The organism is Providencia sp., from assembly GCF_040396775.1.
GTDB lineage: Bacteria > Pseudomonadota > Gammaproteobacteria > Enterobacterales > Enterobacteriaceae > Providencia.
On record NZ_JBEBNT010000008.1, the window covers coordinates 113,178 to 128,924 of the forward strand.

At 43.0% G+C, this 15,747-nt stretch carries 14 protein-coding genes and 1 riboswitch; of the genes, 1 reads left to right on the plus strand and 13 read right to left on the minus strand.

Going from position 1 to position 15,747, the window contains the following annotated elements; translation table 11 throughout:
- Positions 1-154: 154 nt before the first annotated feature.
- The 8 genes from ABWP91_RS10995 to ABWP91_RS11030 form a co-directional block, all read right to left on the minus strand.
- Positions 155-862, minus strand: coding sequence for a Bax inhibitor-1/YccA family protein (locus tag ABWP91_RS10995; protein WP_206085344.1), 708 nt, complete (start codon positions 860-862; stop codon positions 155-157).
- A gap of 134 nt (positions 863-996) precedes the next feature.
- Positions 997-1,449, minus strand: a complete 453-nt coding sequence (gene moaE, locus ABWP91_RS11000) for a molybdopterin synthase catalytic subunit MoaE (RefSeq protein WP_353243349.1) — start codon at positions 1,447-1,449, stop codon at positions 997-999.
- Positions 1,450-1,451: 2 nt separating this feature from the next.
- Positions 1,452-1,697, minus strand: coding sequence for a molybdopterin synthase sulfur carrier subunit (gene moaD / locus ABWP91_RS11005; protein ID WP_353243320.1), 246 nt, complete (start codon positions 1,695-1,697; stop codon positions 1,452-1,454).
- Positions 1,697-2,173 carry a cyclic pyranopterin monophosphate synthase MoaC gene (gene moaC / locus ABWP91_RS11010; RefSeq protein ID WP_353243321.1) on the minus strand — a complete coding sequence of 159 codons (477 nt, stop codon included), beginning with the start codon at positions 2,171-2,173 and terminating at the stop codon, positions 1,697-1,699. Before moaC ends, moaD begins: the two co-directional genes overlap by 1 nt.
- A 27-nt stretch (positions 2,174-2,200) precedes the next feature.
- The gene (gene moaA / locus ABWP91_RS11015) at positions 2,201-3,181 is read right to left on the minus strand and encodes a GTP 3',8-cyclase MoaA (protein ID WP_353243322.1); all 981 of its coding nucleotides are present in this window, start codon (positions 3,179-3,181) and stop codon (positions 2,201-2,203) included.
- Positions 3,171-3,311, minus strand: a riboswitch (molybdenum cofactor riboswitch). Its footprint overlaps the gene before it by 11 nt.
- 399 nt (positions 3,312-3,710) lie before the next feature.
- Positions 3,711-6,380: a TonB-dependent hemoglobin/transferrin/lactoferrin family receptor gene (locus ABWP91_RS11020; protein WP_353243323.1), complete on the minus strand. Its 2,670-nt coding sequence runs from the start codon at positions 6,378-6,380 to the stop codon at positions 3,711-3,713.
- A gap of 119 nt (positions 6,381-6,499) precedes the next feature.
- Positions 6,500-7,426: a FecR family protein gene (locus tag ABWP91_RS11025; protein WP_353243324.1), complete on the minus strand. Its 927-nt coding sequence runs from the start codon at positions 7,424-7,426 to the stop codon at positions 6,500-6,502.
- A 2-nt stretch (positions 7,427-7,428) separates the two neighbouring features.
- Positions 7,429-7,926, minus strand: a complete 498-nt coding sequence (locus ABWP91_RS11030; RefSeq protein WP_353243325.1) for an RNA polymerase sigma factor — start codon at positions 7,924-7,926, stop codon at positions 7,429-7,431.
- A gap of 305 nt (positions 7,927-8,231) precedes the next feature.
- On the opposite strand from ABWP91_RS11030, the gene ABWP91_RS11035 reads away from it, so the two are divergent.
- A complete protein-coding gene (locus ABWP91_RS11035) occupies positions 8,232-9,140 on the plus strand; it encodes a gluconeogenesis factor YvcK family protein (protein WP_353243326.1) in 909 nt (302 codons plus the stop codon).
- Between the two features lie 269 nt (positions 9,141-9,409).
- On the opposite strand, the gene uvrB is transcribed toward ABWP91_RS11035, so the two are convergent.
- From uvrB to bioB, 5 genes are all read right to left on the minus strand, one after another.
- A complete protein-coding gene (gene uvrB, locus ABWP91_RS11040) occupies positions 9,410-11,428 on the minus strand; it encodes an excinuclease ABC subunit UvrB (RefSeq protein WP_353243327.1) in 2,019 nt (672 codons plus the stop codon).
- A gap of 630 nt (positions 11,429-12,058) precedes the next feature.
- Positions 12,059-12,733 (minus strand): dethiobiotin synthase, encoded by a 675-nt coding sequence (bioD, locus tag ABWP91_RS11045; protein ID WP_353243328.1) that lies wholly within the window; start codon positions 12,731-12,733, stop codon positions 12,059-12,061.
- Positions 12,726-13,511, minus strand: coding sequence for a malonyl-ACP O-methyltransferase BioC (gene bioC / locus ABWP91_RS11050; protein WP_353243329.1), 786 nt, complete (start codon positions 13,509-13,511; stop codon positions 12,726-12,728). The genes bioD and bioC overlap by 8 nt, the downstream gene beginning before the upstream one ends.
- The gene (gene bioF, locus ABWP91_RS11055; protein WP_353243330.1) at positions 13,489-14,646 is read right to left on the minus strand and encodes an 8-amino-7-oxononanoate synthase; all 1,158 of its coding nucleotides are present in this window, start codon (positions 14,644-14,646) and stop codon (positions 13,489-13,491) included. The genes bioC and bioF overlap by 23 nt, the downstream gene beginning before the upstream one ends.
- A complete protein-coding gene (gene bioB / locus ABWP91_RS11060; RefSeq protein ID WP_353243331.1) occupies positions 14,646-15,683 on the minus strand; it encodes a biotin synthase BioB in 1,038 nt (345 codons plus the stop codon). Before bioB ends, bioF begins: the two co-directional genes overlap by 1 nt.
- Between the last annotated feature and the right edge of the window lie 64 nt (positions 15,684-15,747).

The window sequence follows — 15,747 nt, forward strand, 5'->3', positions numbered from 1 at the left end:
GTAAAACACTTAACTAAATTCTGAATTACCAAAAAATAATAAACAAATTATATTCTTTGGTACGATTACCATGAAAAAACCCTTGCTACCGAAGTAACAAGGGTTTTGAATTTTACTGGTTAAAACATTCAATTAACGAATGCGTTACTCACAATTAGCGACGGTCACCGAAGATACGCAGTAACATCAGGAACAAGTTGATGAAGTCTAAGTATAGAGACAACGCACCCATAATGGAGTATTTACGCATTGTTTCTCTGTCATCTTCATTAATTTGAGCACCCATTTCCTTCAGTTTTTGTGTGTCATAAGCCGTTAATGCAGCAAACAATAACACACCACCGTATGTGATCACCCAGTACATCATTGAGCTTTGCAGCCAGATGTTAACTAAAGAAGCCACAACAATACCAATCAGTGCCATAAACAGGAAGTTACCCATCCCTGTTAAGCTGCGCTTAGTGGTGTAGCCGTAGAAGCTTAATGCACCAAACATGACCGCAGTGATAACAAAGGTCCCTGCGACAGATTCACCTGTATACGCGGCGAGGATGACAGAAATGGTCAAGCCTGTTAGCAATGAATAGAGCATAAACATGCCCGTTGCCATCATTCCGCTAATTCGTTGCAGTAAGAACGAAATTCCCATTACTAAACCCAGTTCAGCAATGATCATTCCGAAGAATAAAATTTTGTTAGTTGCAATGGTGTAATACAAACCACTGCTGACTGAATACCACGCCACAAATGCTGTCAACAGTAGACCAACTGTCATCCAGCCGTAAACCTGTGACATAAATGCCTGAACGCCAGTTTCGGCCCTCTGGACAAGAGAATCATTACGTTGATCAAACTGACCCATGATGGTTACCCTTTTGCTAAAATAAAAATCGACACAGTAAAAATACTGCAATCGGAGAAAATTAACCAAAGTCTAACACATTATTATGACATTACCATTCGGCAAATTCGTATTTTTCGGAGGAAAAAGTGCGATTACCAGCGGTTTGCTGATGCTTCGTCGCTATCTTTCGCTTCAACCCAGCGTTCGTTATCTGGCAATGTCTCTTTTTTCCAAAACGGCGCTTTAGTCTTTAAGTAATCCATAATAAATTCAGCAGATTGAAATGCTGCATTACGATGTGCGCTCGTCACCCCAACAAACACGATTTCTTCACCTGGCTGCAAAGTGCCAATACGGTGAATCACACTCACGCGCTGTAAAGGCCAGCGCTCTCTTGCCTCTATCACAATGTTTGCTAAGGCCTTTTCCGTCATTCCTGGGTAATGCTCAAGGGTTAAGGCTGCGACGCTATCACCAAGGTTGTGATTGCGAACTTTGCCTGTAAAAGTAACGACAGCACCATCACTGTCACACTCAGCAAGCCACTGATATTGTTCACCAACACTGAAATTGTGTGTTTGGACGGCAATATGGGTGTTTTCCATCATTATCCCCCTGTCACCGGTGGGAAAAAGGCCACTTCATCCCCTTCTACCAGAGGCTGTTCAAGGGAAACAAATGATTGATTAACTGCCGCCAGCAATTTGCCGTTTTCTAACGCCAGTGCCCAGCGATCACCTTTTTGTGACAGGGCAAGACGTAGAGACTCAACCGTGTGATATTTTTCAGTAACTTCAAGCCTATCCGTTCCCACTAATTCGCGAACTTGTGCAAAAAATAATACTGTGATCATCATTCCACCTTAAAATGTCCAGATTTTCCACCTGTTTTTTCTAACAAACGAACAGGGCCAATGACCATGTCTTTTTGCACCGCTTTGCACATATCATAAATGGTCAATGCTGCTACCGAAGCCGCCGTTAATGCTTCCATCTCCACCCCAGTTTTACCCGTGAGGCGGCAACATGTTTCGATGCGAACACGGTTATGTGCCTGTTCTGCTTCAAGGGTGACTTCCACTTTAGTTAGCAACAGAGGGTGGCATAATGGAATTAACTGCCATGTGTTTTTAGCCGCTTGAATACCTGCGATACGTGCCGTTGCGAATACATCCCCTTTATGGTGGCTGCCATCAACAATCATAGTTAAGGTTTCGGGGGTCATGGTGACATAAGCTTCTGCACGAGCTTCACGGACAGTTTCAGCTTTGGCTGAAACATCAACCATATGCGCCTCGCCCGACGCATTGAGGTGAGTCAGTTGGGACATATTTTCTCCTGAAAATCTGAAAAAGAGTTAACCGCCAATAACGGATAAATTAGGGGTAATGCCACTATCACCCATATGTAAAAAGTGCGTTTCCCGTTTATGATGCAAACCACGTTGTATCCGCGCTTTTAGCGCTTCATTTTGGTTATCATCCCCTAGCAAATCACGTAGAGGAATGCCATTTTCACCAAACAGGCACAAATGGAGATTACCTAAAGAAGAGACACGAAGGCGGTTGCAGCTTTGGCAAAAGTCTTTTTCATACGGCATGATAAGGCCGATTTCACCTTGGTAATCAGGATGACTAAAGACTTGAGCAGGGCCATCATTGCGTGACCGAGGAAGATGATACCAACCATCTTCAATTAAACGGTCGCGAATAGTTTCGCCAGAAACATGGAAACGCTGGAAAACATCACTTCCATCCCCAGTTTCCATTAACTCAATAAAACGCAGTTGAATTGGGCGGTGCTTAATCCAATTTAGGAATGACTTCAGCCCAATATCATTGACATTTTTCATCAGTACAGCGTTGACTTTCACTTTTTCAAAGCCAGCCTCAAACGCAGCATCAATCCCTTTCATCACTTGGAAAAATTTGTCTTGCCCAGTGATTGCCGCAAACTGACGTGGGTCTAAGCTGTCTACACTGACGTTAATCGCATTTAGGCCCGCATCTTTCCATGCTTGAACGTCTCTCGCCATGCGATAACCGTTAGTGGTCACTGCGATTTTTTTGATCGCGGCATTTTCATGAATTGCGGCAATGATTTCACTGAAATCTTTACGCATGGTAGGCTCACCACCTGTGATGCGCACTTTCTCTGTGCCTAATTCAGCGAATGCGCTGCTGACACGGCGAATTTCATCCAGTGTGAGGAATTCATGGCGGCCACTTGGTTGATAACCATTAGGTAGGCAGTATGTGCAACGGAAGTTGCAAACATCTGTTATAGAAAGCCGAAGATAGTAAAATTTTCGGTCAAATTGATCGACGAGTTGCTGCATAATCACACCTTTCCAAATACGGGAGATGCAGACATTTCTATCTTGCACCCTGGTGGCTCTATGGCCACGGCCAGAGCATCATATTTGTGAAAACAAACTTAGACGCAGAGGCTAGGAGTTTTATTTGGAACAAAGCCGCTAATTAATAACGAAAGCAAGCCACTCTGTTCACTTAATTTCTGTAAGGATTCTAGCGTATAGAATATGAAAAAGCGAACTTGAATTCGATATATAATATAATACACAACGACTTACAGAACATCCGATATAATCTCCGAAGCTCTTATTATCATAGACAATTTTCTTAAAAACTGCCTAGTCACAGATACAATTTCACTTTAAATGATTAACATCTCTTATTATTTAATTAAACATTTCTTGATATAGATCTAAAATGGGGAGCAAGCTCCCCATCCTATTGTTTACGTTATAAATACTATTACTATACGCTTTATTTTTTCTTTCAATACTCCGTTAAGCATTATGCCAATCAAAATCGAAAGCATATGCTCTAATTGATTGAATATATTTAGAAACGGAACTCAACCCCACCCGATATCGTCCTTCCGCGACCTAACGTATTTGCCAAACTTTCCCCGTAGCTCACCACATAGGCCCGATTAGTTAAGTTCTCCACATTCCCGCGGATAATTAAATCATTGGTAATTGAGTAGCTTGCGTATAAATCCACAAGGGTATATTTCGGCCAATCCGCTAAATATGGGTAGTTTGATTGCGCCGAATAATCTTGGAAGCCGGGGGTGAAACGGATAACCATTCCACCATCCAATTTTCTATCAAAGGCACGACCACCGAGTGTGAATGCCCCTCTGTCACCGGGGAGGTTTGCTGCGCTACCAAAGATAGAACCGCTATCACAGTTCACATAATTGTCTGCTTGCTCATCGGGCTCCGCATACCAATTACCGGGCCCAATACCTTCTGGGAATTTCAAGACGCCACCTAACCACGCACGGTTAGCACAGAATTTATTTTTGCCAATCATATGGGTGAACGTTAAATCTGCATAAACAAACCCTGCATCATAGTTGAGTTGGTATTCAAAACCTCTAAAACGTGTTGTATTTAAGTTATTGCTGTACGCGGCATTTCCAATACTTGGGTTAACCAACCCCGGCTTAGTTCGGTTAATAGCAAGGTTGATATAGTTATCAACTCGCGTATCAAAATAAGCCACTTTAGCCAATAAACGGTCTTCTTCGAGGACCAGTTGCGGGTAATTCAGGTTCATCCCGACTTCCCACGCATTTGAACGCTCTGCTTTCAAAAATGGGTTAGGGTACTGTGTTGAGGAGCTGTGAGCACTGCCCGTGGTGAGTGTTTCAGTGATCGCAGGCGGACGCCACGAACGACCATAGCTGGTAAAGAACTCCATCCACTCAACACCGGGACGGATAGCCAATCGAGCATTGGGTGAAAATGCCCCTTCTGATTTATCAACATTCCAATACTCTGTGTGCATCGTGCTAGGGCAATCACGTAACCGCCTGCCCGTACATGGGTTTTCTTTAGTATAGGGAAAGATGGGGTAACGCATACTGGTTTGCCCTTTAAGGGTATAGTAGTCGTAACGCACTCCCCCTTCGACGGTCAGCCAGTCATCATATTCGTAAGTTACATTAGTAAACAGAGAACTCAACGTACGTTTTCCATCTGGGGTTACGCCTGATGCGGACTCCCGTGTTGAAGCGCTGCTGGCTTTATCTTGAAAAGTTTCAAAGCCATAATGCGCTTTTACTACATTATTATGATTAAATTCAATTTCTGAATGGTTTTCGAGTTGTAACCCGAGTGTTTTAACCCGAGTATCCATCTGGTAGCCATTTTTAAAAACAGGGCTTGTTGAATAAGTTTCTGTATCGTCCTTTGTATCGACAAAATATACTTTCCCTTTAAATTCAGTGCTCCATGGGCTGTCACTAAATTGCGTATAATCAAGGGAGTAATTCTGGGTTGTCACATCACTAAACCCACTACTTTTCCACCCAAGCTTATAGGGCCATGTTTGCGTCAAATTAGTCAACGTGCCTGCATTGGGCGTTGCCACTTTGGTTTCTAAGTAGTTAAATTGTAAACGCTGTGACTCACTGATATTCCAGCCAGCTTTCGCTAAATAGGACGTCATTTGGTAATTGCTATCGTTAATTCGGCTATGTTTTAAGCCACGTACTAACTCGTCATAATGCCCTGTACCATTGTTAACACGGATGTCGCCAATACTGCCGTGCGTCCCCGGTTTATAGTCACCTAAGCGGCGTTCACTGGCGGCAAACAATAAGTCCCCTTTTTCATTTCCCAAGGCAAATGCACTACTGCCGATAAAGTGAGTATTGTTTGTCCCTGTGCTTGCGTGTAATTTTCCACCAAATGTTTTATCTTTCGATAAAAAATCAGATGCATTTACCGTATTAAATGTAGCAACACCGCCGAGTGTTCCCCCACTCCCCATCCCACTACTATTTCCTTTTTGAATTTCAACGCCAGAAAGTAGCTCAGAATCAATATACATTGAACCATTACGCTGCCCATGGCCGCTTTTTTGGAAATTTTGCCGCATACCATCAATATTCATGTTCACGCGCCCATAATCTTGGATCCCGCGAATATTCACTGATAGAGACGGGTCTTGCTGACTGACACTGGAATACACGCCCGTCGTGAGCTCCAATAGGTCAGCAATATGCTTCGGTGGCCTGTCTTCAATTTGTTTTTTACTGATCACACTCACCGATGAGGGACTGCTGTAAACCCAGTCCCCTTGCTGAATTTGGCTTGCAGTCACTGTAATATTATCTAGCTTAATGACTTTTTCACCCGTGGGGGAGTTGGTTATCCGATGAATAGAAATGCGATTATTGTGTATTTGGTACTGAACTGGATTTGCACCAACAAGCTGCTGTAACCCGTCTTGCAAGGTTAACTGCCCTTTGATGCCTTGGCTTTTTAAGCCATTCATTTCTTGGCTATTAATAATAATTTCAACTTTTGCCTGTTGGGCAAATTGCAATAATGCGTTCTCAAGTGAGCCAGCCCCAATCGAAAATGAAATTTTCTGCTGTGCGGCAGTTATTGGTTGATTCGCGTGTGCAATGTTAAACAATGAATATGCAGGTAGTGCCCCTAATACAAGGTAAACACAGAGTGAGGCTTTTTTATATTGAAACTTTTTTTGAGTCATTTCCCATCCCTAAAATGATAATGGTAATAAAAATCATAATCACTTAGATTAAGACGTGGAAATGAAAGAAACCCGTAAAAAAAAATTTAAATAATTGTGAAAAATAATAATATTATCTATCAGTAGATTAAGGTGAAGTATGGCACTTCATAAATCGTGAGCCCTTTTGATGACGTAAGGTGCTTAAGCCCGCTTTCTAGCGTGTTAATTTGCAATACCCCACTTAGCTTCTCCTCGCTATCGCTGGCTAAAATAATAATTTTCTTTTTATGGTAACGACTGATTTTAGCGGCGATCTCAGAAAGCGTTTGCTGTTGAAAAGTAATCTGGCCTTCGCGCCACCCTTCTGAATTCTGTTTGGCAATTGGCATTGTAGGGGAAATTTGCCGTTGGTATTGCGTAAATTGACCCGCTTTAACCACCTGCTCTTGCCCCGATAATAGCGATATTTTGACGCTGTGCTGATAAACACTAACATCAACATGATCCCCTTCAGTATCAATAACAAACTCGGTTCCCAGCGCTTGCGTTACCCCATTTTTCGCCTTAACTTGAAAAGGACGCAGTTCACTGCCAGTGATAGGCGCAACAGAAAAATAGGCGCGTCCTTGGAGCAAATTGACCTGCCGATATTGCCCGTCAAAAGCTAACTGTAATTGCGCACCGCTATCGAGGTCAACTTGGCTACCATCGGGCAATGTAATGTGTTGAACTTCACCAATTTTAGCTTGATAATCAATCGATTCTTGATTTTCATTCCACCAAAGCAGCATCGCCAAGCCACACACAAGTACGCTAGCTGCAATGGTTGTTTTTAGATAACTATTTGCCGCTTTAATCGGTTTTATTATTTTTTTAGGCAGCTGATTACATGAAGTTAATGCCCAGATTTGCCTTGCGCGGTAATAAGCATTTGCATGCTCTGTTGATGCATTCACCCAGTGCTGGAACTCGCTATTTTCTTGCGCATTTAGTTCTCTTTGCGTGGTTTTGACGACCCACATTGCTGCGGTATTTTCGATTTCAGATGGAGATGTTGATTTCATGATTAATCCTTCCATTGATGAATCAGGGCAGCCAATGCACTGGCTAAATGCTTTTCAACGGTACTGAGCGAAATATTCAACAATTGAGCCACTTCGGTTTGTGTCAATCCCTCCTCTCGATGCAAACGAAAAATTGCCTGTGTTCTCTCGGGTAGTGTTTGAATGATGGTTTGTATCTGGCTCAGTTGCTGGTCTCTGATTACCGTTGCTTCAAGGCTTTTTGCTTGTGCTGGTATTTCTTGCCATTGCTCATCACTGATGGCCATTGAAGGGCGAGCTTTTTGTTCCCTGAAGTGATCAATCATCAGGTTTTTCGCTACGCGATAAAGATAAGCATCAAAATCTTGGATCGCCGAGTGCTTCATCAATTCAGCCATTCTCACAAAACTTTCCTGCACAATATCCATACTTAAATTATGGTCTTTAAGGTACATGTTGAGATAGCGACATAATGAGGAAGAATGGCGTGCAAACAAGCGTTGCAACTCAGAATCAGACATATTGAGCCATAACACAAATAATGAAAATGAGAATTATTTACACTATATAGGTAAATGCGCAAAATGGAAACATTCAGGCATTTTTTTGTGAAGAGATTAAGGTAAATCTGGAATATTGCCTTTTATTGTTTTTTATCACAGTAACTCAGCGGACAATGATGTTTTATGGTAGATTAACGCCCAATTTATTTTAGATTTTATTTTTGATACGTTCGGTTCTGTAAACACGGCAAAATCACAGATAAAAAGCCCCCAAATAGTGGCTGTTTATTTGCCGAATATTGACTGATTGATATAGGAACACTATGCCAAATAGTAGTCTGGCGAGCCTGAAACATGTTGTTGCCCTTGGCGGCGGGCATGGGCTGGGCCGCGTAATGTCTTCCCTTTCCTCTTTAGGGCCTCGCCTAACTGGAATTGTAACCACCACGGACAATGGAGGGTCTACAGGTCGAATTCGTCGTTCTGAAGGCGGGATTGCTTGGGGCGATATGCGAAACTGCTTGAATCAGTTAATTACTGAACCGTCGATTGCTTCGGCGATGTTTGAATACCGTTTCGGTGGCAATGGCGAGCTGTCTGGCCATAATTTGGGTAACCTAATGTTAAAGTCATTAGATCACCTGAGTGTTAGGCCACTTGAGGCGATTAATTTAATTCGTAATATGCTCAAAGTGGATGCACAACTCATTCCAATGTCAGAATCCCCCGTTGATTTGATGGCAATTGATGAGATGGGTAATGAAATCTATGGCGAGGTCAATGTAGACGCCCTGCGCGAAATTCCGAAAGAGTTACGCTTATATCCTTCAGTGAAAGCTACACGAGAAGCGTTAGATGCTATTCACCAAGCTGATTTGATTCTTATTGGCCCCGGCAGTTTTTTCACCAGTTTAATGCCACTGCTGTTACTTGAAGAAGTTGCGACAGCCCTGCGCGAATGTAAAGCACCGATGATTTATATTGGCAACTTAGGTAAAGAAGTCGGCTCCTCCGCCGCAAATTTAACTTTGCCCGAAAAGTTGCAGATGATGGAAAATTATATTGGCTGCAAAAAAATTGATGCGTTGATCCTTGGCCCGCGCACAAAAACCAGTGATATTAGCAGTGACCGTAAGATTATCCAGCGTGTCCTCGAAGCAGATGATATCCCTTACCGCCACGATAGAAAGCTGCTCCTACAAGCCATCGAAGAAACCGTCCCGCTATTGTAATTTATTCCACCTTTGGCTCCCAGAGGTGGAATATTTCTCTATTTCTCTATTTCTCTATTTCTCTATTTCTCTATTTCTCTATTTCTCTATTTTAAATGTATTTTCTAAAACTAAACCTATTGATTTTCTAACTATTTTCATGCAAATCCTCTAAATAGTTCGTGTTGTGGGTAGGCGGCAAGCGAAAGCATCTCGGGGAGCATACATAAGTATGTGACCCGAGTGATTGAGCGTAGCCAACACCCCCACAACGCGAAATATGACGAGGATTAGGAATTGGCGATAAACTGAGACCGTATCTCTTGCAACTCATCACGCACCCGCGCTGCCGATTCAAACTCCAGGTCTTGTGCGTGCTTGTACATTTGCGCTTCAAGTTGTGAAATGCGTTGCTCCAGCTCTTTTGTCGACATACCTTGGATATTAATTGATATCTCGTTTTTAGCGTTGTCTTTTGAGCGCCCTTTGCCTTTTCCACCCACTTTATGGCCAATTTGCAGGATATCACCAATTTTCTTGTTCAGCCCTTGCGGCACAATGCCATGTTCTTCGTTGAACGCCATTTGTTTTGCACGACGGCGTTCGGTTTCTGCTATTGCTTTTTCCATCGAGTTGGTGATTCGGTCGCCGTAGAGGATCGCTTTACCGTTTAAGTTACGCGCTGCACGGCCTATTGTCTGGATCAAAGAGCGTTCTGAACGCAGGAAGCCTTCTTTGTCAGCGTCTAAAATAGCCACTAGCGAGACTTCTGGCATGTCGAGACCTTCCCTTAATAAGTTGATCCCAACCAGCACATCAAATTCACCGAGCCGTAAATCACGGATGATTTCCACTCGTTCAACCGTATCAATATCCGAGTGAAGGTAGCGAACACGCTCCCCATGCTCTTCCAGATATTCCGTTAAATCTTCCGCCATCCGTTTGGTCAATGTAGTGACCAACACTCGCTCATTTTTCTGTACGCGAATACGGATTTCAGACAACAGATCATCCACTTGTGTGGTGACAGGGCGAACTTCAATAATCGGATCCAGCAAGCCTGTCGGCCTAACCACTTGCTCGATAACTTCATTGCCCGATTTTTCTAGTTCATATTTGCCTGGTGTTGCGGAGACATAGATAGATTGTGGCGCTAGAGCTTCGAACTCTTCAAAGCGCATCGGTCTGTTATCCAATGCCGAAGGCAAACGAAAACCATATTCGACTAAGGTTTCTTTACGGGAACGGTCCCCTTTGTACATCGCCCCAATTTGTGGAATAGTCACGTGAGATTCATCCACCACCAGTAGGCCATCCGCAGGTAAATAATCAAACAATGTCGGAGGTGGCTCACCCGGTGCACGACCCGACAAATAACGGGAATAGTTTTCAATCCCTGAGCAGTAACCCAGTTCATTCATCATTTCTAAATCGAACTGAGTGCGCTGGGTAATACGCTGTTCTTCAACCAGTTTGTGGTTTTCCAACAACACTTTTCGTCTATCCACCAGCTCTTCTTTGATATGCTCCATCGCTTCCAAAATACGCTCTCTTGGGGTGACATAGTGTGTTTTTGGATAAACCGTAAAGCGAGGCACACGGTGCTGGATTTGCCCCGTCAGCGGGTCAAAAAGAGATAGGCGCTCGACTTCATCATCAAATAGCTCGACACGCAGCGCGTATTCATCAGATTCCGCAGGAAAAATGTCGATCACTTCCCCTCGAACACGGAAAGTACCACGAGTAAAAGCTTGGTCGTTACGACTATATTGCAGGTCAGCTAAACGCCTTAAAATAGAGCGTTGGTCAATGATCATACCATCCGTGAGGTGCAGCATCATTTTTAAGTAGCTATCAGGGTCGCCTAATCCGTATATCGCAGAGACAGAAGCCACCACAATCACGTCGCGACGTTCAAGTAGGGCCTTAGTCGCAGATAAGCGCATCTGCTCAATGTGTTCGTTTACAGAAGCATCTTTTTCGATAAATGTATCAGAGCTAGGCACATAAGCTTCAGGCTGGTAATAATCATAGTAAGAAACAAAATACTCCACTGCGTTATCAGGGAAGAACGCTTTCATTTCGCTATAGAGCTGCGCTGCCAAGGTTTTATTATGCGCCATTAACATGGTTGGGCGATTCTCTTTCGCAATAACATTGGCTATCGTGAAGGTTTTCCCCGACCCAGTTACCCCTAATAAGGTTTGGTGCGCTAAGCCGTCTTGCAGCCCTTCGCGTAATTTACGAATCGCTTCAGGTTGGTCCCCTGCTGGCTGAAAATCAGAATACAGCTTAAAATCCTTACTCATATTACCGCCTCGTCACTTATCTCTTTTGCTATAATACTGGATAAAAAAACAGCTTCAAGTCCTGAGTTTAATATTTTGTCTGTGCGACGTTCCAATGAGTTTATAAAAATGTTATCCCCAAAATAATGCTTGACCTTTGGAAAACTTTATATTTTATGCTATTGGTTTTTATTGCTCTATCGCAAATGCAAATTGAAGTATTGATTTTATTTAACCAGTTGTATTTAAATAAAATTATTTTTAAGTCCAGAATCACATCAAATAAAGGCAAAGCCGCTTGTCGCCTAGCATAGAAGTTGTTTTATAACGTTAATGCACAAGGTTATCCACAGAAATGGTGGATAACTCTTGAAGCCCTTAGGGCTCATGCTTTCTCGACATTGGTAAAATTTGATAAACGTGGACTAAATGACAAAATGATGGCAGTTATATGAAAAAATTTTTACGTAGTATCCGTTAATAAAAAGGGATTTTATCTGTTTTAGTTCGATCGTCAGACTATTTCTACGGTAAAACTTGACAAAAAATAGGTTAAGAACGTTACACAAGATCAACCGAACATTTAACAATTGATCTTTTTTTACGAAGGAAAAATGGGCTTTAACGATAATGCTAAGCCCTTTATTTATTTCACAATAATGAAAGATCCAAATATTGCCCTAATGTAGATTCATTAAGTTCAGGTTGATAAGGTAGGATCCCTAAGCAAGGCGGGTTAATCATACGTTTGAGTGTTGCAAGATATTCAGCTTGATAAGCCCCAGCAGGTTCCACTTCATTAGCAATCCAACCAGCAACCAATAACCCAGCAGCATGAATCGCCTCAAGCGTTAACAGCGCATGATTAATACAACCTAGCTTCACACCCACCACTAAAATAACCGGAAGCTGTTGTTCAACCACCCAATCTGCGTAGGTTTTTTCAGTGGATAACGGGGTATACCAGCCACCTGCACCTTCAACTAACACCCAATCACCTTGTCTCTGGATATCTAATAACCCTTGATTAATGACAGAAAAATCAATAGGCAACCCCATTTTTTCACTCATAATATGCGGTGAAGTGGGTGCTTCAAACACAATGGGGTTTATCATTGAATAAGGTAATTTTACGTGGCTATTGGCTTGCAATAATAAAGCATCGTTATTACGCAACCCTTCTGGAGTCTGTTCGCTGCCAGAAGCAACAGGCTTATAACCTATAGCATTAAACCCTTGCGCATTAGCGGCTTGTAATAAAGCACAGCTTGCTACGGTTTTCCCGACTTCCGTGTCCGTCCCTGTTACAAAATACGTTTTAATCACAATAGATGACTCCAAATACGGTTTGATAAGTTAACGGGAGTCCTTGATGGGCCATCGGATAAGCGCCAGCTAATTGCTGAAGGCGCTTACGTGTCATGAGGCCAGTTTGGCGCCCAGCCGTTAAATGGGTTGCACCGATCCCTTTTAGCGAATTCAATAAGCTGATTACATCAGGAAAATACAATGTATCTTGCTGAAAAGACACATCATGGCGCCATGCTTGGCAACTCGCGGTAATGTCTTGTGGGCCTAAAAAGGTATTCACATGAGAGTATCCATCTAATGACTGCCAAGCTTCCGATAATTCACTCAGCGAATTCTCTGCAAGCGTTGTAAAAACAATCACACCACCACGTTTTGTGACTCGGTACAATTCGCTCAATGCACCATACAAGCTTTCACACCATTGAATGGATAAATTGGAAAAAACCACATCAAACCGTGCTGAACTAACGGGGATCGACTCCATATCCGCACACACATATTCATCTGCGGTATCTTTGCTTTTGGCGACATCTAACATGCCTGAAGATAAGTCTAACCCAGTAACAATATGGCCTTGATTTTTCAACTTTTGACTAAAAAAACCCGTCCCACATCCTGCATCTAATACCCGTAAGGGCTTGTTAATCTGCTTAGTAACAAGGGTCGATTTCAATTTATTGAGCAGTTGTTCTCCTGTCCCTTGCTGGTAACTAGCAATTGCATCGTAGCTTGCCGCTGCTCTGCCAAATGCCGCCGCTATTTTTTGTTTGTCATGACAAATGATCGAAGTCATATAACGCCTCCAACAGTTTATCAAGATCGTCTTGTTGATGTGCAGCACTCAGCGTGATCCGCAACCTTGCACTTCCCGGCGGAACCGTTGGCGGGCGGATCCCTTGAACCCAAACACCTTTCTGGCGTAAAAATGCAGCTGCGTGTTGGCATGCTTCATTATCACCAATGATTAAAGGCTGGATAGCTGTGTTTGAATCGGCTAATTTCATCTGCTTAAAATTGGCATTTTCTCTTAAGTATTCAATATGATGATTAAGAGTTTCACGCGATTTATCTGCCAATTTAATCTGTTTAACGGCTTCTAATAATGCAACTGCCTGCGCTGGCGGCATAGACGTGCTGTAAATCAAATGGCGCGCAGACTGAAGCAAATAATCGGCGGTTTGCTCATCACAAAGCACGGCTGCTCCGCTTAAACCAAACGCTTTACCGAATGTGACGACTAAAATTTCAGGTTTAATACCATAAGCAGAGCAGCTCCCTCGTCCTTGCTCGCCCCAAATACCAATACCATGTGCATCGTCAACCATTAACCATGCACAGTGTTTTTTCGCTATATCATGCAAGGTATCAAGGGGAGCATAGTCCCCATCCATACTAAAAACGCCCTCGCTTATCACGAGGGTTTTCCCTGAAGCTGGCTTATGAATTAAATTTTCAAGTGAAGACGTATTGTTATGATGAAAGCGTCTCAATTTAGCCCCTGAATGTATCGAGGCTTCTATAATTGAGGCATGGCTGAGTTTATCGGCGAATATGTGGTCATTTGGTGTCATTAATGCCGTAATCACCGCATGGTTTGCTGCAAACCCCGAAATAAACAACAGCGCTTTTGAGTAACCCAACCACTGCGCCAACGCTGTTTCAAGTTCAGCATGGGCTTGGGTATACCCAGTGATATGCCCAGATCCCCCACTACCGACACCATAAATATCCGCACCGCGTTGCCATGCAGCAATAATGTTCGGGTGATGAGATAACCCTAAATAATCATTAGAGGAGAAATTAAGGTATTTCTTTCCATGTTGGTGCAATTCACGGCCATTAGCACCATCAATACATTGTCGTTGACGCCAAATCGATGCACGTTTTCGCAGCTCTTCCTGCTCTTGTAGAAATGTTTGCCAGCTCATCATACCGCTGCGTTATAAAATTGTGCATTATCTGCGGTTAACAATGTTTCTGCCAATTTAGCGGCTTGTAGGTTATCCCCTTCATCCGTGTCAATGCGCTCTGGATTGATATTCAGTTTTCTAAACAAAGCTAAGTCTTTGTTTTCGTCTGGGTTTGGCGTAGTCAGTAACTTACAGCCATAAAAAACTGAGTTTGCGCCTGCCATAAAACAGAGCGCTTGAGTTTGCTCATTCATATATTCACGACCGGCAGATAAACGGACATATGAGGTCGGCATCATGATACGGGCAACCGCGATGGTACGAATGAAATCAAAGGCATCAACATCTTCATTATCTGCCATTGGCGTACCTTCAACTTTCATTAGCATGTTAATTGGTACGCTTTCTGGTGGCTTTGGCAAATTGGCTAATTGCACCAATAACGCGGCACGGTCACTGACTTTTTCACCCAAACCTAAAATACCGCCTGAACAAACTTTAATCCCTGCATTGCGAACATTGCCCAGGGTATCCAAACGGTCTTGGTATGTTCTTGTGGTGATAATATTGCCGTAATATTCAGGGGATGTATCAAGGTTATGGTTGTAATAGTCTAAACCCGCTTCGGCAAGTCGCTGGGCTTGGGTATCATCAATCATGCCTAAGGTCATGCAGGTCTCCATCCCTAGGGATTTCACCTCTTTCACCATCATTTCGAGGTAAGGCATATCACGCTCTTTCGGATTGCGCCATGCTGCCCCCATGCAAAAACGTGTTGACCCTGCTTGCTTGGCTTTTTTCGCAGATTCAAGTACTTGCTGCACTTCCATCAAACGTTCAGTTTCCAAACCTGTTTTATAGCGAGCACTCTGAGCACAATATTTGCAATCTTCAGGGCACGCGCCTGTTTTGATAGACAACAAGGTGCTGACTTGCACTTGCTGTGGGTCAAAATGCTGGCGATGTGTTTGCTGCGCCTGAAATAACAATTCAAAAAAAGGCATTGAAAACAGTTCGTTAGCTTGTTTTGTTGTCCACTGTTTTAATGTATTCATGGAGATGCTCCCGTTGAAAAAGTTGTTGCCAGTTTAAATATTGTGGTTATCATGTCAACCAAAA